This is a genomic window from Lewinellaceae bacterium (assembly GCA_020636105.1).
In the GTDB taxonomy this organism is placed as follows: domain Bacteria; phylum Bacteroidota; class Bacteroidia; order Chitinophagales; family Saprospiraceae; genus BCD1.
The window spans coordinates 302,380-323,714 of the sequence record JACJYL010000001.1 but is presented as its reverse complement, the minus strand read 5'-3'; the positions used below and the strand labels follow the sequence as shown (position 1 = coordinate 323,714).

At 44.1% G+C, this 21,335-nt stretch carries 12 protein-coding genes and 3 tRNA genes; 7 read left to right on the top strand and 8 right to left on the bottom strand.

The window, feature by feature from the left end; all coding sequences use genetic code 11:
- Positions 1–68: 68 nt before the first annotated feature.
- Positions 69–536 carry an Lrp/AsnC family transcriptional regulator gene (locus tag H6571_01115; protein MCB9322315.1) on the top strand — a complete coding sequence of 156 codons (468 nt, stop codon included), beginning with the start codon at positions 69–71 and terminating at the stop codon, positions 534–536.
- Between the two features lie 51 nt (positions 537–587).
- Here H6571_01115 and H6571_01110 read toward each other — a convergent pair whose 3' ends face one another.
- The 3 genes from H6571_01110 to H6571_01100 form a co-directional block, all read right to left on the bottom strand.
- Positions 588–2,060: a TolC family protein gene (locus tag H6571_01110; GenBank protein ID MCB9322314.1), complete on the bottom strand. Its 1,473-nt coding sequence runs from the start codon at positions 2,058–2,060 to the stop codon at positions 588–590.
- Positions 2,061–2,124: 64 nt separating this feature from the next.
- Positions 2,125–3,447 (bottom strand): ABC transporter permease, encoded by a 1,323-nt coding sequence (locus tag H6571_01105; protein ID MCB9322313.1) that lies wholly within the window; start codon positions 3,445–3,447, stop codon positions 2,125–2,127.
- Between the two features lie 6 nt (positions 3,448–3,453).
- Positions 3,454–4,848, bottom strand: a complete 1,395-nt coding sequence (locus H6571_01100) for an HlyD family secretion protein (protein MCB9322312.1) — start codon at positions 4,846–4,848, stop codon at positions 3,454–3,456.
- Positions 4,849–5,184: 336 nt separating this feature from the next.
- On the opposite strand from H6571_01100, the gene dnaA reads away from it, so the two are divergent.
- The 5 genes from dnaA to H6571_01075 all read left to right on the top strand — a co-directional run bounded on the left by dnaA (position 5,185) and on the right by H6571_01075 (position 7,291).
- Entirely contained in the window at positions 5,185–6,612 is a 1,428-nt protein-coding gene (gene dnaA / locus H6571_01095) for a chromosomal replication initiator protein DnaA (protein ID MCB9322311.1), read from the top strand.
- Positions 6,613–6,689: 77 nt separating this feature from the next.
- A tRNA-Pro gene (locus H6571_01090) sits at positions 6,690–6,764 on the top strand.
- A 22-nt stretch (positions 6,765–6,786) separates the two neighbouring features.
- Positions 6,787–6,878, top strand: a tRNA-Ser gene (locus H6571_01085).
- A gap of 71 nt (positions 6,879–6,949) precedes the next feature.
- Positions 6,950–7,207, top strand: a complete 258-nt coding sequence (locus tag H6571_01080; GenBank protein ID MCB9322310.1) for a GIY-YIG nuclease family protein — start codon at positions 6,950–6,952, stop codon at positions 7,205–7,207.
- A gap of 7 nt (positions 7,208–7,214) precedes the next feature.
- Positions 7,215–7,291: transfer RNA gene (locus H6571_01075), tRNA-Gln, on the top strand.
- A gap of 79 nt (positions 7,292–7,370) precedes the next feature.
- Here the strand turns inward: H6571_01075 and H6571_01070 are convergent.
- Genes H6571_01070 through H6571_01060 form a run of 3 tightly spaced genes read right to left on the bottom strand, consistent with a single transcriptional unit; the run spans position 7,371 to position 16,123 of the window.
- On the bottom strand, positions 7,371–8,780 hold the full coding sequence (locus H6571_01070) for a PASTA domain-containing protein (GenBank protein ID MCB9322309.1): 1,410 nt from the start codon (positions 8,778–8,780) through the stop codon (positions 7,371–7,373).
- A 25-nt stretch (positions 8,781–8,805) separates the two neighbouring features.
- Positions 8,806–10,083 carry a S8 family serine peptidase gene (locus H6571_01065; GenBank protein MCB9322308.1) on the bottom strand — a complete coding sequence of 426 codons (1,278 nt, stop codon included), beginning with the start codon at positions 10,081–10,083 and terminating at the stop codon, positions 8,806–8,808.
- Positions 10,084–10,093: 10 nt separating this feature from the next.
- On the bottom strand, positions 10,094–16,123 hold the full coding sequence (locus H6571_01060) for a hypothetical protein (protein MCB9322307.1): 6,030 nt from the start codon (positions 16,121–16,123) through the stop codon (positions 10,094–10,096).
- A 382-nt stretch (positions 16,124–16,505) separates the two neighbouring features.
- Here H6571_01060 and H6571_01055 point away from each other — a divergent pair, with 382 nt between their 5' ends.
- Entirely contained in the window at positions 16,506–18,029 is a 1,524-nt protein-coding gene (locus tag H6571_01055) for an arylsulfatase (GenBank protein ID MCB9322306.1), read from the top strand.
- Between the two features lie 76 nt (positions 18,030–18,105).
- Here H6571_01055 and H6571_01050 read toward each other — a convergent pair whose 3' ends face one another.
- Together H6571_01050 and H6571_01045 are read right to left on the bottom strand one after the other, a co-directional pair.
- The gene (locus tag H6571_01050; GenBank protein ID MCB9322305.1) at positions 18,106–18,990 is read right to left on the bottom strand and encodes a glycosyl hydrolase; all 885 of its coding nucleotides are present in this window, start codon (positions 18,988–18,990) and stop codon (positions 18,106–18,108) included.
- 3 nt (positions 18,991–18,993) lie between these two features.
- Positions 18,994–21,333, bottom strand: coding sequence for an MFS transporter (locus H6571_01045; protein ID MCB9322304.1), 2,340 nt, complete (start codon positions 21,331–21,333; stop codon positions 18,994–18,996).
- Between the last annotated feature and the right edge of the window lie 2 nt (positions 21,334–21,335).

Genomic DNA, 21,335 nt, shown 5'->3' with positions numbered 1-21,335 from the left:
TATGCGACTTAAGGAAAAAACAACTTAAACTCATTTTTTTTTAATGGTTGAACAGAAAAAAAATCTAGATGTCAAATATAGATCCTACTGACAAAAGAATACTCCAGATGCTCCAGGAGAATGCCGATTATACGAATAAGGAAATTGCTTCCAGGCTAGGCATGAGCGTCACCCCCATTTTCGAACGTATACGAAAGTTAAAAAACAACGGGACTATCCAACGGGTTATCGCCATCGTGGATAAAAAAGCCCTCGGTAAAACCCTAACCGCCTATTGCAATGTTTCGCTTAAAGAACATGCCAAAGATTTCCTGGAAAAATTTGAAAGGGAGGTAGCCCAATTATCTGAGGTACAGGAATGTTATCACATCGCCGGCCATTACGATTACATGCTCAAGGTCAATACCAAAGACATCGAAAACTACCAGCTCTTCATCACCAAAAAACTGGCTGGACTGGAAAACATAGGCAATGTGAAAAGTTCATTCGTCATGAAAGAAATTAAACATTCCTATGTCATCGAAGCGGAGGATTGATGTTTGACTTTTTGATACTATGATTTTCGGATGTTCGTCGGGTTTGCGGATTTATTTGGTTTCTTTTACCAATGATACACCATTTTCAAAATCGTAGAGCGTCAGGCCCCGAAGATAATAATGAGCCAGCCAGTAGCTGCTCAGCGCGCTGTAATAAGAACGCCGGGCAGAAGATTCTTCAGTAATAGCGAGGTTGAGGTCTGTGGGGCCAATCTTTCCAATCAGGTAACGTTTCTGTGTAATATCCAGGCGTCTTTGTGCCAGATCATAAGACCTTTTCGCCAAATTCACCTGATCCTTAACCAATTTAAATTGCTGCACACGCACCAGTACTTCCCGTTCGAAGTTTACCGCATCCTGCTCGACCTGCAACCGGACTAACTCGGCGTTGGCTTTGGCAATTTGTTTGGCGGCATTGGATTTACCCCAGTCTGCAATAGGAATATCAAAACCAAGGGTAAAGACCTCCTGGTCCAGTGGCTTACGATAAACCTCCTCGAGGTTATTGGCCGTTTGCGATAACCCAAAGGAAGCATAAAGGTCAAAACTAGGCCTTGTATTTGCCCGTGCCTGGGCAAGGGTTCTTTCGGCTTCGAGCATCCGCCGCTGACGCGCCAGGGCGTTTGCCCGGTTACGGTTAGCCAGTTCCAGGGCTTCCGTTGCATCGGTCTCAAAAGTTGGAATATCTTCGGGAGGTACCAGTTTAAAAGCCACTTCCTGTTGAATTCCCATAAAATTCCGTAGCCTTTCCGTTGCCGTTTGAAGGTTCAAAATACTTTCAGAAAGGGTTGTGTTGGCGCGCATCGCCTGAAGCTCCATCTGCATCACCTCGGTTTCGGCAATTTTACCAACATCGTACCTGCCTTTTGAAATGACATATAAGGTATCTGCATTCGCCTTGTCGCGGTAGGCAGCCTGTAAATTCAATTGAGCGATCAACACTTCAAAAAAATACCCCGTCGCGTCATAGGCAATTTTTTCAAAATCCTCAGAGTATTTTTTGATTGATTCTTCATATTGAAGGGGTGCGATCCTCTTTTCCCATTTTAGGGAGTTGAATCCAAAAATCGGCTGGACAAAACCGACCGAAACCGGTGTCGACAAATAGGAGATGTTTGTATTGTTAACGGCCGAAAACAAATCGATACGCCTCAATCCTGTCTGGGCAAAAATCTGGCCTCCTGTCAGAGGGATAGATTGCTGCAGGTTGATCCGCGCCGAATTGGACATCAATGATCTGTTGATAAAAGCCTCCGTGCCGTCGGGCAGAATAATTGGTTCGATACTGCGATTGATATTGGGAATTTCACCCCGAAGATTGAGCTGAGGCCTTAATTTGGCCAGAAATGCCTGATATTGCCAGTAGTTATTTTGAAAAGATACATCAGCAAACCTCAAATCGATTCCGTCCCGCTGAGCTATTTTAATGGTTTGCATCAGGCTCAGGCTAAGTGTATCTGTCTGTCCAATTAAAGAGCAGGACATCAACAGACTTATCAAAAAAGCGAGCGTTTTTATTTTCATTTTTAGTTCAATTTCAGTTACTTTAACATAGCGACATGTTCCTGTTTGATTAAATAATCGCCCATCAATCTGAACGCAAAGCCTTTATAGGATCCTGCTCTGCAGCTTTCCGGGCTGGAAAAATGCCAAAAACCAATCCAACGATGATCGCCACACCGGCCGACAGCAGAATAGACCATGCCGAAACGATAGACGGAATACCGGCTGAATGGGCAATAATCCCTGAAGCCACAAACCCCAGGAGAATACCCAATAATCCGCCGATCACACTAATGATTACGGCTTCAAACAGGAACTGCTGGATGATGTCGGTCTTGAGTGCCCCCATGGAACGTCTCACACCAATTTCTTTGATCCTTTCCAGAACGGAGGCCAGCATTATATTCATAATCCCGATCCCTCCCACCACCAGGGAAATTCCCGCGATGGCCGCGAGTACCATGTTAAAAATATCCTGAGTTTTCTGCTGCTGTTCCAGCAATAACTCCGGGACTTCCACTTCAAAATCAATGACCTGCTGGTGTCTGCGGGTCAGCAATCGGGCAACGATTTCGGCGGAAGCCCTCATCGTATTCGATTCTTTAACACGGACCACAATCCGATCCAGCTGATGGTAGTTCTCCGTTGTTTGTTCCTCGTCACCTCGGTTACCAATATTCTCTTCGGTGAGCATCCCCCTGTTTTGGAATCTCAAAAGAGCCGTTTTTACCGGAACATAAACATCCGAATTATAATCACGGATGCCGAGACTTTCCAGGCTGGCTTTGCTGGTGCTTCTTTTTTCAATGACCCCGATTATCTTAAGCCAGGTGTTCCCGCATTTTATCATTTGACCAATAGGATCCACCGTTCCGAAAAATTTCAACTGGATATTTTTGCCAATAATGCAAACTGATTTCCCCATCTCCATGTGAACCTCATGAAAATATTGGCCGGATTCCAGGTTTAAGCGACTCATTTTGAAGAAATCATTATTCACCCCAACACATTTCGCCTTTTCCAAACGGGCAGATTGAATGATAGTTGTTGGAATGACAATTTCCGAACTCACCAGATCCACATTCGGTAACACTTCCCGGATAGCCAGAACATCTTGAAGGTTCAGGCCGGGAGACCACTTCTTCTTTTCTTCCTCCTGCCCATTATTTTCACCTGTACTTTCTCCGTCTTCAGGGCTTGTGGAAACTGATTTTATGACAATATTATTGGTACCAATCAATTTCATCTGATCCAGGATGGACTGCCTTGCACCAGTACCGATAGCCAGCATGGCAATAACGGCTCCGACGCCAAAAATGATACCCAAAGCCGTTAATATGGATCTCAATTTATTACTGAGCACACTTTCGAAGGCCAGGGATAGGTTAAATGATATTTTTTGCAACATAGCCGGTTATTCAATAATGATAAACATCCCATCATCACCCCTGCCCGAGTTGGAAGGTAAATCGATGTTCTTGATCTTATCCCTTCGGGCCTGGGATCGAGCCTCCCTTTCCTTTTTGGCTTCTTCCTGTTTGCGAAGAATCTCTTTTTTAATTTCAGGATCTATGGGAATAAATCTAAGGTCAGTATTATTTTTTGGAATGCTCAAAAATACCTGATCGCCGGGTTCGATTCCTTGTTCAATAATAATCTGGTTATCATTACTGAGGCCGGTGATCACTTCTTTTTTAACCGTCTCTCCTTTTTGTTTCAGGTAAACAAAAGAGAGAGAATCCGTCTGAAGGCATTCCAGTGGGACAAACATTACATTATGAAAGGTATCGGTAATGATTTCATTGCTCGTCGTCATGGCTGGCCTCATAATCGTATCAGATTCATTGATCTGAATGACCACTTCAAAAACTTTGGAATCGTATCCACGTAATTGTTCCCCGATATTCGCCACGGTCAACACCACCCCGGAATAATTTTCTTCCGGGAAAGCATCCACTTTGACTTTGACTTCCTGCCCCGGTTTTACTTTACTGATATCCACTTCATTGACATAGGTCTTGGAGATCATGTCAGTGAGGTCAGGCAACTCAGCCACCACAGGATCCCAGGCAGAAATTCTTGAGCCAGGTTCTTTTTTACCATTCCAGGTCCGTGCATAAATGACCATGCCCGAGGTGGGGGCAGAAATGGAAAATTCATCGGACAATTCAACAAAAGTGTCAAATTTTTGCTGATTTTGTCTGAGCAACGCATTGATTTCCCTGATTTTAGCTACGGTTTGTTGCTCCTTTAAGACATATTTTTGCTCAAGCTGTGAATAATCTCTTTCTATTTTTTCGAGGTCAAGTTCTGTTTGACGGATAACAGAATGCGCCTCGTACTTATTTTGTTCAACGAGTAACATTTTCTCTTTTTTGCTAAAATTGAGGTTTACCAGCTGGTCGCGCAGGGCACGCATTTCAATGGCCGTATCGATCTTCGCCTGTTCCAGCTGAGTCTCTATTTTTTCGATCTCCGACCGAACAGTACTCATTTTGTTTGAAATTTCCGTCCGGTCAAGTGAACCCACATATTGACCTTCACTCACAATGGTTCCTTCTGGTACAAGGTCAGAAAGAGTGGTTTCGTATATCCCTGCAGGACGCATGCCCTGGGGGGCACGAATCTTGACCGAATTTTTAGCTTTCAATTCCCCTGTTCCACTCACTGAAATATAAAATTCACCCTGGCTTACGGTCGTAAAAATATCGGAGTCTTGCTCTTTATTTTCACTTCTGAAGAAAAAATACGCTACGACAAGGAGGAGCAGAAATCCTCCAAGATAAAAATATCGGGATCTGGCTTTCATAGATTTTTGATTACGTTTGAAACACCAAAGTAATTAATTAATGCCAAAAAAAGGAAAAAATCAACAAAAACAATTCGAGGTGAAGCGTTTAGTTATTAAAGAAAAAAAAATATAAAAAATAAATCCAATAGCCCTTCTGAAGTCGGAAAAAAGTTGCAACTTTGCAATCCGGCTAAAGAGAAAATGAAGCTGGTAAAAGCTGAATTACAGCCCATTTACTTACAGTATTCTTCTGATTGCCTTTTCACCCCCTACTGAGTCTAACTCACTGATACTTATACTTTTACAACTGATTTTTGTTTAACAAGGCCTTTGGCCCTATTAATTTACTGCTGCATGGTAATTGATCATACTTCAGTGTGGGATAGGTGTCTGCAAAATATTCGCAAAAATGTGAATGGACGCAGTTTCAAGACTTGGTTTGAGCCGATCAAACCCGTCCGTCTTGAAGATAATTCCTTAACCATCCAGGTTCCTAACCGGTTCTTTTATGAGTGGCTCGAAGAGCACTATGTTTCTCTGTTGAGAACTTCTATTCGCAAAGAACTAGGAAGTAAAGCCAAGCTGGAGTATCAGATTCTCACCAACCGCTCTTCTGTGTCGGCCACTGCAGCACCGATATCAAAGAATGGCCAGACCACTGATAGCACCTACACACCGGGAATGGTGGACACTGAGAATATTAAAAATCCCTTTATTATTCCGGGTATAAAAAAAGTAAAAGTTGAACCCCGGCTCAACCCTAGCTACCTTTTCGAAAATTATATTGAAGGAGATTGCAATCGCCTGGCACGCTCTGCCGGATTGGCCATTGCCAAAAATCCGGGAAAAACCTCTTTCAACCCACTGGTCATTTTTGGCGATGTTGGTCTTGGCAAAACCCACCTTGCCCAGGCAATTGGAAATGAAGTCATGGAAAGATGGCCGGATAAAAATATTCTGTACGTTTCAACAGAAAAGTTTACCAACCAGATCATCCAGTCCATTAAGAATAATGCAGTGAACGACCTGGTAACTTATTACCAACTGATGGATGTGCTCATCGTTGATGACATACAGTTTTTGGCCAACCGTACCAAGACCCAGGAAATTTTCTTCCATGTGTTCAACCAGCTCCATCAAAACAACAAGCAAATTATCCTGACTTCCGATCGTCCACCAAAGGACCTCAACGGCATGGAAGAAAGGCTCATCTCCAGATTTAAATGGGGATTGTCCGCCGACCTACAGGCACCCGACCTGGAAACAAGGATGGCCATCTTTGAATCAAAGATGTCGCAGGAAGGAGTTGATCTCCCCCAGGATATCACCGAATTCATTTGTTATAATATCAAAAACAATATTCGTGAGCTGGAAGGAGTTTTGGTTTCACTGATCGCACAATCTTCCCTAAACCGCAGGGAAATTGATCTGGATCTCACTAAAGAAGTGATCAAAAACTTTGTCAAGCATATCAATAAGGAAATTACGGTTGAATTCATCCAGTCGCTCGTGGCTGATCATTTCGATGTTTCTGTTGAAAAACTCCACGGGAAGACCCGGAAGCGCCAGGTGGTCATCGCTCGTCAACTTTCGATGTACCTGACCAAAAAACTAACCGGCAAGTCACTCAAAGCCATTGGCGAAAACTTCGGAGGGCGCGACCACAGTACCGTTATCCACTCCTGCAAAACAGTGCAGGACCTTATGGAGACCGATGCTATACTAAAAGACACGGTAGCTGATCTGGAAAAAAAGATCAAATTAAGCCTGAATGAAAAATAATTTGAAAAAAAAGCCACTGCAATTTGCTATTTATAAATGAACCTTTATCTTTGCAGTCGCTTATGAAAAATAGCACTCGGGGTATGGCGCAGTCCGGTTAGCGCACCTGCTTTGGGAGCAGGGGGCCGTAGGTTCGAATCCTACTACCCCGACTAAATAATCGGCTATTTTTCTGGTGAAGTGGGTGAGTGGCTGAAACCACCGGTTTGCTAAACCGACGTACTCTGAAAGGGGTACCGCGGGTTCGAATCCCGCCTTCACCGCCATAAAAAGATAAAGGAAAGGTCAGTACATTTTGTGCTGGCCTTTTTTTGCTTTAGTCAAATTCCAATGCCAAATGTTTCACACATACATTATTCACTCCCTTCAAACAGATCAGTTATACATCGGGCAAACCAATGACCTCGATGATCGAATCATCCGACACAACACCAATCGTAATAAATGGACCAAAAACAAGGGGCCATGGGTTTTGATATTTTCCCGGCCTTTTGAATCCAGAAGTAAAGCCGTTCAACTGGAACGAAAACTTAAAGGTTTCAAAAATAGGGAAAGAATATTGGCCTGGATTGAAAAAAATAAGGAGGCCGATTAAGGTGAAAATGGGTAGGGCGCAGTCCGGTTAGCGCATCCCGACGCTCTGCGTCGAGGAGGGCCGTAGGTTCGAATCCTACTACCCCGACTAAAAGGTCAGCACTTGTGCTGGCCTTTTTTTGTTTTAGTCAAATTCCAATGCCAAATGTTTCACAAATACAGTCCTACCTTCCTTTAGAAATGATAAGTTTTACTGGCACGTCTTTTCCGCTAATGGCCCCGGCAGCCGGCTCCTGTGAAATAATTAAATTTTTAGCAACACTATCACTGGATTTTAATTTTGTTTCTCCGATGGCGAATCCTTCGTTTGTAAGTTTTTCAGTGGCTTCCAATAAAGTTTTTCTAACAACATTGGGTACCTCAAATCCCAGGGCCTGTCGCCATACCTTTACAACACTTCCCGGGATAACATAGGTATTCTCTAATGGTGTCTGAGAAATCACTTTAGGCTCACCTTCAAAGTTCAAAACATAATATGTGCTATCAACTTCCAGTTTCAATACCCCCAGAGCCTGACTGGCACTGCTAATTGACATACCGATTATATTTGGAACCATAACGGAAACGGCCTCTATACTGAGTGCAACGGACGATCCGGCGGCAGTCATTTCACCGGCGGCTGGAATCTGCGTATTTACCAAATGTGGATCAACCTTACGGGTTATGGTTCTCCCAGCCTCATGACCTTCCAGGCCCAGATCCTGTAATTTGTTAATAGCCGCTCCAAGGCTAAGTCCCAAAACATCAGGTACGATAACAGGGCGAGAACGCTCATAAATCACCACTTGCTGACCAGATTTAACCCTACGGCCTGCTCTTGGTTCCTGTTTTGTGATGGTACCAAGCTCTCCTTCTCCTTCTTCCAGGTATTGTAAACTTACTGGAAATTCTGCTGATGCGACTAAAGCCTCCGCATCAACCGAAGGTAAAGTGATCACGCTAGGCACCATTCGAGTAGTCGAATTTCCGGCCTTGAGCAACTGATTCTCACTATCTATCCAATGGTTCAAATCATCCGGACCCAATGGTTGGTTGGGTGCCAGACGACCATCCCGCCATATCTTTCGCCTTTGTTGGCTTTCGACAAAGAAAGGTTTCCAGGGAGGATTTGCCTGGGTGGAACTTACAAGTATTCTCCCATCAAATACAATCAATTCAATCGTTTTTTCCTGGATAGCCACAAGATAAGCGGCACCTTCATGGTCTATAGACATTTCAGGAATGAGTAATTTTCCCCGCAGAGCATCGTGGAGCACCGTTCCATCTTTTTGCTCCAGAAAATCTTTGGAGAGCACCAGAGTTGCGGGTCCGTGTACAGTACTCACGGTATAAAAGGTTCGGATACCGGTACCGTCAACCCCTTCTGCGATTGTAATTTGGTCGCCTTCCTTGAGTTTCAGATCATTTTTACCAGGTAGCGTTTTATCGTCCCGGCTGACCATTACCAGATCAGATTCTTCGCTTAATAGTTTGCCTCCAGCAACAGAAAACAATATCTTAGGCGTTGTACATGCCGTGAACACAAAAAGGATGACAGCTGTACAGAGTGCGAGATATTTAAAAGATCGTGACATATCGTTGTATTTTAATAGAGTAAAATTATTTATTTGGAATAAGTAAGCGCCCTGCATCTGCCGCACTAGCGTAAGTCACAAGAGGATTTTCGATCAATTCAAGATGCACCGTAGATGTCGTATTGATAATCAGTGCACGTCCCCCCGGCAAATATTTTACGGAATCCTGGTCCAGCTTTTTGAACCCATGAGCCAGAAATTCACGAACAGCCCGTCCCCATTGGTCTGCTTCTAATTCAGGATAAAGAACATAAACCGCCATAATAGTATCTTCAGGTCCAGAATGGGTCAGTTGGTATTTTAACCGAGGATCCCTCCATCCGGAATTTACCAGCGGAAGTCTTTCAGGACGGGGTAAAGTTTTTTTATTTTTATGCTCCCGGAGGTATTTCAGTGCAGATTCTGCATTCAAAACACCAAAACGGGCATGTTTCCGTGTTTCATTGTCCAATGGTTTTGAGCCATAACAAATGGCGTCATAAAGCTGATCAGCACTCGCCTCCGTTTCCGCCTCCAATAGTAAGGCAACCACACCGGCAACTATGGCAGCAGCCATCGAAGTTCCACTGGACCGGGTCACGCCGCCTTTAGCACTTATGCATGGAATGGCAACTCCCGGGGCTAATATATCTGGTGCTTTCACCTCGTGCGAAAATCGTCCGATACAGCTTCCTGAAAACTTAGCAGGTTTATCACTTGAATCTATTGCTCCCACCGATAATACCGAGGGATCATCACCGGGTTGTCTGTAATTTCCTTGGCCCTGATTTCCAATAGGACAAATCACCAATATTCCCGCCTTCCGCATTTGTAAAAGCATAGGTCCTAAAATGGGGTTAGCTGTAGGGAACCCACCACAAAAAAGAACGACGCGTACATCATTTCCCATGAGCCAGTTCAGACCAGAAAGAATTCGAACGACCGTATTTCCACCTTCCAGCACCTTGCCTACTATGAGTGAAGATTCAGGGGCCACCCCAAGGAGCCTGCGCTTTCTACAGCCTCCTGAAACTAACCCGGCTGTCCGTGTACCATGCCCCGTTTCGTCAATCGGGGCATGGTTTAGTATGACCTGGCCGCTATTATCGATCTCTGCGAAGATGGTCATTTGTGATATCAAATCCTTTTGGTTCGGATCAATGCCCGAATCAAGATGCCCCACAAATGATCCCGACCCGGTAAGCCCCATATTCCGCAATGGCAAAATACCTGAACGGATGAGTGGGTCCGCTAAGCGTATAGGATATTCCGTGGGAGAGAATTCCTGATTTCTTTCCCTCTCTGTCATTGATCGGTTTCCCATGTCCTGATCATTATTTTGCATTGGCGACACTAACTGCTCCCAGCATCACGCTCCCTTCCAACAAATGAGCGATGCCTCTAATTGCGGCAGCCACACCCTGGATCCTTTTATCCTTGGCGAAAAAGGCAAACTCCGCAATGGATGGCAAGGTTGTCGCAATGTATGAAGTGCCTAATAATGCCTTCAACGTAGTCTCATCCCCTACCCCTTCTTTATCAAAATGATCCAATTTGCTTTCATATATTGTTAGTGCAATGTTTATCCCAAGATGCACGACTCCCCCAATACCTATCAAAGCAGTAAGGACAGAGCCCAATGCATCTGAATTTTTTAATTTTTTATGCCCTTTTTTCATTTGCAAGCCGGCCAAACCCAAACCGACCACACTTGGCGCCAGAAGGGCCATTTGGGTACCCCAGGATGCCCAACTCAATCCGTTGTAAATATCCTTTTGTTCTTTATCGTCACTGGGAAAGTAGGGTGCACTAAAAACTCCGGCAACAATACCAATGCAAAGATTAATCCCTGTCATCAGAGCGTCTTTCTCAACCATTTTCAAAGATGTATAATAAGTATGTGGCTTCTTTTTTGGGCCGGCTATCCGGAAACCGTCCTGTATCGCACCAGTGAGGGTTATTATCAGGTGACACGATCCATAAAGTGCCTTTAAAAAACTTTCACCATTCCCCATATCCAGGGCGAATTCCTGTTTCTTCGTTTCATTTAAATAGCTTAAATATTCATCGACTCCAAAAATAAGTTTCCCAATTATTGTCGCAGGTATTGCAACCACCAGGGTGGCAAGAGATTTCATGGTCAACGTATCCCCTGTAATTAATTCATACAGTTCACTTACCAAAGGAATATCCAGTGGAAAGTCAATTAACCAACGTACCAATTTGATTCCAACACGGATTATTCCCAAAACCACTTTTGCAAGAGCTTCTGCAATATCCAGGGCAAGATCAATAACGACTTCCAGCATATCCAATATCAGACCACCGAGGAGTTGAAGCATTTCTGTGGGGTTCTCAATTCCGTCAGATATCCCTGTAACAAACCGTTGAAAAGAATCTGAAACACCGTCAATTCCAGATACCAGGCCTTCTAAAAGAATGCTTCCGACATCCTCGCCAATGCCCTCCAACTCCTTCATTATTTCTCCGGGGATTATCATTCCGGATGCAAAATTTGGAGGAGGGAGTTCCGGCTTGGGTATCAGATCCATAGCTGAAGTTATCTTGTCAAGAATCCACATCAGGGCATCCATGGCACCTGAGCTATCCTCTTCAGAATCAGGTTCCTTGGGTCTGACTTCAATGCCTAATTCAGACCGCCAGTCATTGAGCAAATTATGAACCAGATCTCTGGCGTTATCCATTTGTTCCTCTACAAAGACACTTGCTTTCTGCTCCAATTCAAGGCCCATCTCCAGTCCGCGGTCAATGGATTTTTTTATGAATTTCTGAGTCTTGACAATATCCCCCCAATTAAACAAGGAGCAGATAAAATCAATCACCTGTTCGACTGCTTCAACTACCTGTGTGACGACATACATGACCACCTCGCCAACTTTTTCAAGAGTATCCACTATCACCGTAAAGGCCTTTCCCGCTACATTGACGATAATCTGCAAACCCTGTTTGATGCCTTCGGCTACAGCCAGGGCTGCATTTTCAATGGCAGCTCCGATATCCTCAAAGAATTCTCCTGCTTCTTCTATCACATTTTCAAAAAAATCCAGGCCTTCCTCAAAGCGATCCTCTATCCATTCGCCGGCATCTTGGAAGGCCTCACCGATCTCCGCAAATCCTTTTTCAAGTGCCTCGCCAAAATCTTCAAACCCTTCGGCAATAGTATTGGCAGCATCTTCAAACCACTGGGCTGTGTCTAGAGCTGCCTGCTCCAGGTAATCAACGCCCTCCTCGACCAGATCCACGGCAGCGACAGCTATGTGCTCAATCCCTTCACCAACATCTTCCAACCATTCAAAGAAACCTTGCCCAAGCAATTCAGCATCTTCCGCTCCTGCATGAACCTGTGCCGGATCAATTGGCCGGAAAGCAGTATCTGTGCCCCCCTTTGGTGTGCCAAAATCAAGTTGAAAGGCAGACATATCCATCCGTCCGACTACCAACCTACGATCAGCTGCCGAACCTGTACCATTGACATTCGCGGAGGCAGCTGATGTTCTGGACAAAGTCTGAATGGCTTTCTGCGTGGAGGTAAGTTCTTCGGAGGATGCCCCAGGTTTTGTTTTTAGTTTCCGCCGCCCCCCCGGTTCCTTTTCGTCAGGAATACCATTGACAAAAGCATCATCATCCATTTTCACCAATTTGCGATGAACATCTGCATCGGGAAAAATAAAAACTCTTGCATTGGCCGGCATGCTGTTGGTCCGGATCATTAGGGGCGAAATTCCAATTCGGTCAGGCGTCATCTGTATGATCAAAATACCTCCGGCATTAGGTTTCACTCCTACGAATTGATCGTCCTTTGGACCCACGTCCAATTCTACACCGCCAATTGAAATCACCATTTCCTCAGTGCCCCAAATCTGTACTTCTGTCACCTCCGGAGGAAAGTTTAAAGTAGTGCGATAAACAGGGTTGTAAACCAGCTTTTTGTCAACCACTTTGGGGTCATCTGCTACTTTATTGGTCGAAGATATCTTCAGTTTTTCGGGCGCATAGTTTCGAAGCACCCGGATTGAGGACATCGCACTCCGTCCAATATCCGTCCCTTCAAGATCCGGTGCGTCCATATGAAAAACATCACTTTCCGGTTGTTGAACCAACGGACGGGCCCTAAGGCCTGCGCTTTCCGCTGCCTTTTCCAACATTACACCGAGCTGTTCAATGGGCTGGTGAACAACATCCCGAATAGAGGCATCAAGTTTGCCGACCCATTCCCGTGAAAAAGCAAAGAAAATCGCCTCCTGCGTTTCAAAAAGAGCCTGTTTTATAGCTTCGGCAAACGCGCCACGGTCATCCGTAGACACCCGGGATGCAAGAACAGATCGTAAATCAGCTTCGAAGACATCAGCCCTATACTCAAGGTTGAGATTCGATAATATTTCCCCCGGCTGGAAAACAGATCCGGCAACAAAACGCTCTATGATAACCCCTACCTGTCGGGGGGAATTATCCGCAGCCATATCCATGATGCTTTGTATCTGGTCAACCTTAGCAATAAAATCCTGTTGACCTGCATTCGTTTGCCTGATATTTGCCAGAGCGTCAACCATGACACTTTTAAATGTGTTCAATCGAGTACTAAAAACATCTTCAACGACAGTTCTGACTTCACGAGCCATAAGGCTCAAATCCTGTGGAAGGGCATTAAAATAGCTGTCTTCAAAAACCGATACTGCCGTATTCGGCGCCACTTTAAGGGAGGCAATATTGTCGTTAAACCCGGATAACAAACTAAAATCAGGCAAATCCCCATGTGCAATCCAGACCCGGCCTTCATAGTTGGGATTCTCATAAAGGGCTACCTCTCCTGGCCACAATTTTCCTCCCTCACGCTCTTGCGTACGCAATGGAGGAACAGCTCCAATTCTTCTGGTTTGCTTATCTTGTATGCCCGCAATGTACAGATCAACCTCTGTGCCCGCTTTTTGAAACTTTGCACGCCACACATGTGTCGGGTAGGTACTGATTTCAAAAGATTGCTTCGGTTCCAGAGTTCTCATGTGTTCCTCGCTTCCGTCATACTTCACCCAAAAAAGGTCAACAGGTAACTCCATCGTATTCTCCCAGTTGATCCACACTGGAAAATCTGTGCGATTAGATCGAAGTATTTCAGCGTTAACCTCCAGCAATTGGGGTTTGTCACCGGCAATAGTAAAGGCTACAGCCTCATCGCTGACTTTATCTCTTACAATAATCGGATGGGTTGAGAAGGTTTGTACTTTCACGCCATCCCGGGGACTTAACTCGTGCTTGAATTGTTCCTTTCCTTGAAAATCAACCGTGAAAATTTTTACCGTCAGCGCAGTCATATTCCGAACCTCCACAGAGGTGGCTGTCCGGTCTTCATAAGCCATAAGGGCAATATTTACTGCCTGCCTTGCAACATCTTTTGGTAAAAAGACGCCAACTTCGCGTTTTGTAATATGGTGCCTGAACCGATACGGCTGCGTGGTATAACTGCTTTTGACCAATCGTTCGCCGGGACGCAAGGTCTCGTGTGGCGTTTCGGCCCCATCGTAGTCGATCCAATGGACATCAACTTTAAAGGGCATGTTATTTGTGAAGATAAGCTGAGTTCCCCGATCAGATCGTTTCGAGCGGATGTCTGAATGGTTCACCGTCTCCGTTCTGTCACCTGGTTGAGCGACAATTGTTTTGAGCACCGTTCCACTCCACTTATCCCGTAATACCCAGGCATGTGAGGCAAAGGTATTAAAAGCAGCTTTTCTGCCCGGGATGAGGGTTCTCAACACCTCGGGTTTGCCTTCTGCATTAAACCATACGACTTCGACTGTCAGGCCGGTGTAATTTCTGAAACGCAATACAGCGGGTTCCCGGGAGTGGATAGGTTTCATGAATATTTCCACCTGTTGACTGGCTTCCTCGCCGGCAACATACAAAAGCAAAATATCCCGGGTTTCCCGCTCACGGAATCGCCACACATGCGTTGCATGGGTAGGTTGGGTGATACTTTGACCAGGTTTTAAGCGGTAAAATTGCTCTTCAATACCATCATAATCAAGCCAGGAAACATCCACCTGAAATGGCGTGGTATTGACAAATTCAGCGACCACTTCATTGACCATGGATTGAGATGAAATCCCCTGAGCGGTAATAAGGTGTGTAAAATTCTCCTGGCTGGTCACCACTTCCTCAAAAACCAGACCTGTCATTTGATCTCTGATAAACCACCTGTCTGACGTTGTCGTTGGTTGCTGATGAATCGCCCGATGGGGTAAGGTTGCGAAAACCCGTTCCACTCCTTCCATATCTTTGGCGACCAATTCAACCGTTAAGCCGGTATTATTATCAAAAGTGATTTCAGGAGGAAGCTCAAGATTTGTATTTCTTGGTATGATCCTGCATAACTGTTCTTTGACAGGTGATGGAAGGAATGTCTTAATCAGGTCATTGGAATGAGCATTTCGCATTTCCCATACATGACCAGCATTGGTTGGTTGTATCCTACGGGCTCCAGGCAAAAGTGTTTCCACTACGGTTCCTTTTCCTTCAAAATCCACCCAAATCAGTTTCACAGGATAAGCAGCAGCGTTCCAGAATTCGACAATTGTTGTTTTGGTTCCTCCTGTCGAGCGCAATCCACTTCCTGTGAAAGCCCATTTTTTACTTTGATGACTTCCCACGCTTGCGTCAACCAGGAAGCCACTGTGCAAATCCCGGAGTACCCAGAAATGAGACAGGAATGTTTCCTGCTGGATAAGATGCCCCGGCTCCAGTTTTGTTGAACGTCTCAGGGAGCCATCAAAATCAACCCATTGAAGGACCAGATCCAGGGTACTCTGATTCTCAAATAAGACATTTGTTGAAACATGGCTCCCCCCGGGTCTCAGTTTTACATTAAAAATTTGAGCGGGCTGATCACCAGTAATAAAGGTACGTATATAGGTTCCTGAGGCATAAATTCTTGCTGCATAGACATTTTGAGCCCTGGCATCAATGGTGATAACAGCATTGGGAGGAAGTTTAGCTACCGTGCTGGCTCCATAATGTTCTTCCTGCCCCATTCCTTCCAATCTGCATATTTCAATGGCAGCATTGGTATCATTATATATCTGAAGCTGAACTGAAATGCCATCGTCCTGTGAATTCAGATTCTCATTTGTAATGACAAGGCTCCCTTCCGGTAAATCTGTCCTTTTCAGGACCAGTGGCCGCTTGCTATGGGCATCGCGGACAAGATATTGTTCTGGCGTGTCTGAAGAGATTGGATAGGCCTCTCCTGGAGCAATTGATTGAATTTTTGATTCATTGAAACCAGCTTCTGGCAAGGCAAATTGAACTAGTCTTCCTGAGCCGTTGATAAGTCTATTGGGTTTAGGCATTATTTCATTTTAATTGGACAATAATCTAAATAAAGTACTAAAAATACAAATTTTAATTACTCTAAAAAATAATCTTCCATATTATTGCTTTATTACCAATTATTAAATACAATCTCTGCAGGAAAAAGATATAAAATATTTATTCAACTTAAAGGTTTCAAGAATAGAGAGCGTCCTGGCTTAGATTTGTGAAAATCAAAAAATAAGATTAACTTTCGAGGTGTGTGGCGTAGTCTGGTTAGCCCATTCCGACCTACGGTTCGGGATGAATGAAAGTCACGTCGAGGAGGGCCGCAGGCCTGTCTAACTGGTTTTAGCCAGGTAAATTCGAATCCTACTCCCCTTTTGGCAGTTACTCTTTATTTTAAAAAAAATATTGTTCATGAAATTTTTCATCCTGACATTCCTGTCTATTTCCTGCTGGGCTTGTTCTTCCTCAAACAAAGAAGGCAATCAACAAACTAACGATGAGGATTCCACTCCCAATATCATCATCATTTATGCGGATGATTTAGGGTATGGCGACTTAGGAGCTTACGGTGCCACCGAATTGGCTACTCCAAACATGGATAAATTGGCACATCAAGGACTGCAATTTTCACAGGGGTATGCCACCTCTGCCACCTGCACGCCAAGCAGGTATGCTCTTTTGACCGGCGTTTATCCCTGGCGGAATAAAGAGGCGAAAATCCTCCCGGGAGATGCACCATTGTTGATCGACACGTCTCAAATGACCCTTCCTAAAATGCTGGCAGAAAAAGGGTATCACACAGGAATCGTCGGCAAATGGCATTTGGGTCTTGGAATGGGCCATGTCAACTGGAACGAAAGAATCTCGCCTGGGCCCAATGAAGTGGGCTTCGACTATTCCTATATCCTCGCAGCCACACAAGACCGGGTACCAACGGTTTTTATTGAAAATGGACAGGTCGTCAACTCAGACCCAAACGATCCGATTTTTGTGGATTATAAAAATAACTTCCCGGGGGAACCGACGGCCCTGGATCATCCTGAAAGGCTGAAAATGAAATGGGAACATGGTCACAACAACAGCATCGTGAACGGCATAGGGCGCATCGGCTACATGAAGGGCGGTGAGCATGCGAAATGGGTGGATGAAAATATGGCGGACACTTTTCTGGTCAAAGCTCAGCATTTCATACAGACACATAAAAACGAGCATTTCTTCCTGTATTATGCCCTGCAGCAACCGCACGTGCCCCGTACTCCGCACCCACGGTTTGCAGGGGCTACAGGCCTGGGGCCAAGAGGTGATGTAATAGTGGAAGCAGACTGGTGTATCGGGGAGTTGATAAAAACTCTGGAAAAAGTAGGATTATTGGAAAATACCCTCATCATCTTGTCCAGCGATAACGGCCCTGTGCTGAACGATGGTTACTATGATGATGCCGTCGAGAAGCTTGGTAACCACAAACCTTCCGGCCCATTAAGGGGCGGGAAATACAGCCTTTTTGAAGCAGGAACGAGAGTCCCTTTTGTCACTTTTTGGAAAGGACATATCCAGCCTGGCAAATCAGATGCGATGGTTTCTCAGGTAGACTTGTTTTCTTCCCTAGCAACGATGGTGGGAAGCGAATACCGTGCAAGGGACAGCGAACAACTGTTGGATGATTTTCTCGGAAAAACGCAAATAGGCAGAAAAAGCCTTGTCCTGGAAGCTACCTCAAGAACTGCTTTCCGGCAAGGGAACTGGGTTTTAATACCTCCTTATCCAGGGCCTGCCATCAGCGAACAAACGAAAAACGAATTAGGAAACTCCAAAGCATTTGCCCTGTATAATTTAAAAAACGACCTCGGGCAACAAAATAACCTGGCCGCAAGTCATCCGGAAAAACTGCAGGAAATGATTAAAGACTTTGAAGCCATAAGAGGAACTGTTCATTAAAAAACATCCCGAATTTTGACTTATGCCAAAATTCGGGAACTTGCACTCGGCATGAAATGCCGGGATGTTTCATTTTTTAATATTTAAGGTTTTCATTTTTATCCCACAGTCCCCAATAGGCCCCTACATCGCCTTCGGCTCCGACTTTCCATGATTCATCAAACGAAGAAAAATAGAACACCTCAATGTTATCCTGAGCGGACCATTGTTGCGTATTAATAAAATATTTCAAGGCATTTTCTGAGGTAGAGTGCGCTCCATCAATGCTTTTTCCCTGGCTAGGCCATCCCGTTTCAGTAATGATCACCTTTTTTCCTTGCCCGGCACTCAGAGCCTGATGATACATTTGTTGCATGTACACCAAAGAATATTCAATGCTGCAACCTTCCCAAAAAGGATAACAATTGGCTAAAATCACATCGCAGGCTTCGGTGATTTTTGGATGGTCAGAAAATTCGTAATAAGCATCTACATATCCCACAGGAATAGTTGGGATGGCTCTTTTTACCTGGAGAATAAAATCCAATAATTCTTCTTCTGCCAGATCACCACGATACATGACTTCGTTACCAACGGCAGCAATATCGACATAGCCTTCTTTAGCTAATTGGATAAGGCCTTCCACTTCCCGGATATTAATGTCAGGATCATCGCCCAGCCAGGCCCCTACCAGCGTTTTAAGGCCGAATTCTTTGGCTATCCTGGGAATATGCTCATTTCCATCTGTACAGGAAAAAGACCTGACCCAACTGGTGAATGGTTTAATAATTTCCATTCTTCTTCTTACTTGTTCTTCGGTAATAATATCCCCGGGCTTTTGTCCTTCTTCATAAAGACTAAAACACAACCCATGCGTTCCATTATTCAAAACACTTCGGAATAAATCTTTTAATTCTTCCTGGGTTTTACTGGCAAAATCTATTCCTGCCAATGCCAATTTTTTATCTTTTCTAAATGACATATTCTAAATATATTTGGATTTTTCGTTTTTATCCCAAATTCCCCAACGTGCTCCAACATCTCCTTCATGATGTGCTTTCCATGATTCATCAAAAGAGGAGAAATAAAACAGTTGAATATCTTCCTGTCGGGCCCACTCATTGGTATTGATAAAATACTTCATGGCATTGGTTTGAGAAGGTTCCGCATTATTGGTACTTTCTCCCTGATTAGGCCATCCTGTTTCCGTAATGATAACCGGTTTACCCTGAGCAGCACTTTTTGAAACAGCATACATTTGCTTTAAATACAAGGACGCCTCATCAATACTACAACCTTCCCAGAATGGATAACAATTTACCAGCACTACATCGCATGCCTCCACAAGGCCCGGACGCTGATGAAATTGATAATAAGCATCCACATACCCAATAAGCGTACCCGGTAAGGCTTTTTTGACCATATTTATATAGCTAAGTACTTCTTGTTCGGACAACTCTTCACGCATCAGCACCTCGTTACCTACTACAGCAATATCAACATATCCTTGTTTAGCTAAATTAATCAATGCTTCAATTTCTTTTTCATTTTGGGCTTTATCTGCTCCAATCCATGCTCCAACCATTGTTTTCAACCCTTTTTCACGTGCTACTTTAGGAATAAACTCATTTCCTTCTGTGCAGGAGAAAGAACGCACCCATTGGGTATAAGGACTTATGATATCCATTCGCCTGCGGATTTGTTCCTCAGATAATTGATCCCCAATATTCTGGTCTGCCAGATAGGGACTAAAACACATGCCGTGAATCCCTTTGTTTAACGATTGAGCGAAAATTTTCTTTATTTCGTAAGTATTTTTAGAGGTAAAGTCAATATCAGATGTTGACCCTATATTGAAATCATGGGTTATTAAGGAGGCCAGCTTATCTGTTTGATAGTAAGAAGTCGATTTTTTAGCAGGAGCCTTACGCCTGTCCAATTCTGCCCGGATTTCATTCGCCCGTTCTTCCGTAACGTCATAATTGCGCATAACATATATGGCTATGAGGGTACCTAAAATCGGGAAACCAGAATAAAATAACCTCAGACCTACAATGGCAGTTTCTGTCTGTTCAGCCACGCCGGGGACAAAACCTACCAATGACATAATAGCACCACTTAGCAATCCTGCTATAGCAAAACCAAATTTTACCATCCACCAATAAATGGCTCCAAAGATACCCTCTCTACGTTTTCCAGTATTTAATTCATCCAGATCAATGACATCAGCAGTCATAGACATCATCAACGTAAATAAACTTCCGATACCAAAGGAGAAAAAGGGCAAAGCGAATATAAACATAAAAGGTTTTCCCGGAACAAAGAGAAACCAAAGCATCAAATATCCTATGACAGAAATGCTTTGAGAAAAGATAAAGGCCCTTTTCTTTCCCATTTTCTTTGACATCCAGGCCACGGTGGGAATCACTAAAAAAGTAGTGACCAAAGAAGCCAAGCTACCAAAAAGGGTTGGCCATACTCCGGCTGCCCCGGCATCGCCATTAAATAAATGATAAACGATGATAAAAAATGAAAATGCGGCTATGGTATTGAAGGCATTGAAAATTAAAAAGGTAGAGACACAAAGTTTTACAAATGGCCTTGACTGAAAGGCTTCTTTAAAACCAAGAAGAATTTCTTTCAGCCCGCCTCCTATATTTTTTACAGTGAGTGGAGAGTAATTTTCATTAATCGTGGATTTACTTTTAATAAATATAGCCGGAACCATAGCAAAAAGCATACAGGCTATACCCACCCATACGGCCAGTGTTCTGGTTGCCACGTCGGCTGATTCAAACCAGCCTTTATCATACATAATTACCCAGAACCAGGGAGCAATAACCCAGGCCCATTGACCAATCCATTGGGCAATGGCCATTATGCTGGTCCGTTCATGAAAATCATTACTCATTTCGTAACCCATGGCTACATAGGGCACGCTAAAAATAGTCAGCCCTAAATAGAAAACAAATGACATCAGCAGGAAGTAGGTAAAATTATAGTTGATCCCATTTTCTCTATACAGTTGCCACATGATGACAAATGCCAAACCCATAACGATAGCTCCTATGAACACATACTGCCTTCTCCGTCCCCAACGCGATTTTGTATTGTCGGAAATAAAGCCCATGATAGGGTCAGTAATAGAATCAAAAACCCTGGGTAGAAAGAACAAAATTCCCCACATCCAACCAGGGAATCCCAGGTCCTGCACTAATACTACCATAAATATTCCAAGCGCTGCAGGAAACATTTGATTGGCAAGCATCCCTACTCCGAAGGCCACTTTTTGTCCGAATGGGAGTTGATTGTTGGTTTTTGACATGA